The sequence below is a fragment of the Acidisphaera rubrifaciens HS-AP3 genome (assembly GCF_000964365.1).
Lineage (GTDB): Bacteria > Pseudomonadota > Alphaproteobacteria > Acetobacterales > Acetobacteraceae > Acidisphaera > Acidisphaera rubrifaciens.
In genome coordinates, this window is the sequence record NZ_BANB01001001.1 from 1 (window position 1) to 1,350 (window position 1,350).

Annotated in this window: 3 protein-coding genes; 2 read left to right on the forward strand and 1 reads right to left on the reverse strand. The window is 74.3% G+C overall.

Annotated features, from left to right (window positions below):
• Positions 1–381, forward strand: a 381-nt coding sequence (locus B8460_RS19660) for a DUF1732 domain-containing protein (RefSeq protein ID WP_048863326.1), incomplete at its 5' end; no start/stop codon positions are given.
• Complete coding sequence (gene gmk, locus B8460_RS19665; protein ID WP_048863327.1) at positions 378–1,016, forward strand: guanylate kinase; 639 nt, start codon at positions 378–380, stop codon at positions 1,014–1,016. The genes B8460_RS19660 and gmk, both read left to right, overlap by 4 nt.
• Here the strand turns inward: gmk and B8460_RS19670 are convergent.
• On the reverse strand, positions 1,013–1,350 hold a 338-nt coding region (locus tag B8460_RS19670; RefSeq protein ID WP_048863328.1), incomplete at its 5' end, for a c-type cytochrome. The genes gmk and B8460_RS19670 overlap by 4 nt on opposite strands.

Sequence of the window (1,350 nt, forward strand, 5' to 3'; positions counted from 1 at the left end):
GGCCTGTGCGCCGAGGCGGCGCGCCACGCCGCCGAACAGCCCTCGCTCCAGCGCGCCCGGCTGCTCGACGCCCTCGCCGCGCTGCTGCGCGAGCATCCCGGCCTGCCGGAGGAGCGGATCGCGCAGGAAGTGGCGCTGCTCGCCGTGCGCTCGGACGTGCGCGAGGAGCTGGACCGCCTGTCCAGCCACGTCGCCGCGGCGCACGCGCTGCTGGCCGAGGGCGCGCAGATCGGCCGCCGCTTCGACTTCCTGGTGCAGGAGTTCAACCGCGAGGCGAACACGCTCTGCAGCAAATCCGCCTCCGCCGCGCTGACCGAGACGGGGCTGCGGCTCAAGGCGGCGATCGAACAGCTGCGCGAGCAGGTGCAGAACGTCGAATGATCGCGCGTCGCGGCATCTGCCTCGTGGTCGCGGCCCCGTCGGGCACGGGCAAGAGCACCATCACCCGGCGCCTGCTGGCCGCCGATCCCGCGCTGTCGCTGTCCGTCAGCGTGACCACCCGCGCCCCGCGCCCCGGCGAGCGCGACGGCGTGCATTATTACTTCCGCGACCTGCCGGCCTTCCGCGCCATGGCGGCGTCCGGCGAGCTGCTGGAACACGCCGAGGTGTTCGGCCGCGCCTATGGCACGCCGCGCGCGCCGGTGGTGGCGGCGCTGGAGGCGGGGCGGGACGTGCTGTTCGACATCGACTGGCAGGGCCACCGGCAGCTGCGCGACCGGCTGCCCGGCGACGTGGTCGGCGTCTTCCTGCTGCCGCCGACCTTCGCGGCGCTGGAGACGCGGCTGCACGGGCGCGCCGCCGACGACGCGGGGGAGATCGGCCGGAGGCTGCAGGCGGCGCGGGGCGAGATCGCGCACTGGCGCGACTTCGACCACGTCGTGGTCAACGACGACCTCGACCGCGCGCAGGCGGACGTCGCCGCCATCCTGCGCGCGGCCCGCCTGGAACGCGCGCGCCAGACCGGGCTCGCGGCCTTTGTCGATCAGCTGCTCGCGGTGCGGCCGGACGCGCCCTAGCTCGCCGGCAGGCTGGCGAGATAGTCGATCAGGGCGTGGCGCTTGTCGGCGTCCTTGATGCCGGGAAACAGCATCGCCGTGCCCGGCACCACCGCCTGCGGATCGGTCAGGTAGGCATCGAGCCTGGCGCGCGTCCACACGATGCCGGAGCCCTTGTTGGCGCTCGAATAGCTGAAATCCGGCACGCTGCCGGCCTTGCGCCCGACCACGCCGGCAAGGCTCGGCCCGATCTTGTTGTGGCCCGGATCGGGCGAGTGGCAGATGGCGCAGTACTGCTTGAACACCGTCTCGCCGCGCTCGGCGGCGCGGGCGGGGGCGGGGAGGGCGGCGGCCG

What these genes read in the sequence shown, in the direction of transcription:
- gmk (WP_048863327.1), top strand. Translation starts at nt 378, where the DNA reads ATGATCGCGCGTCGCGGCATCTGCCTCGTGGTCGCGGCCCCGTCGGGC.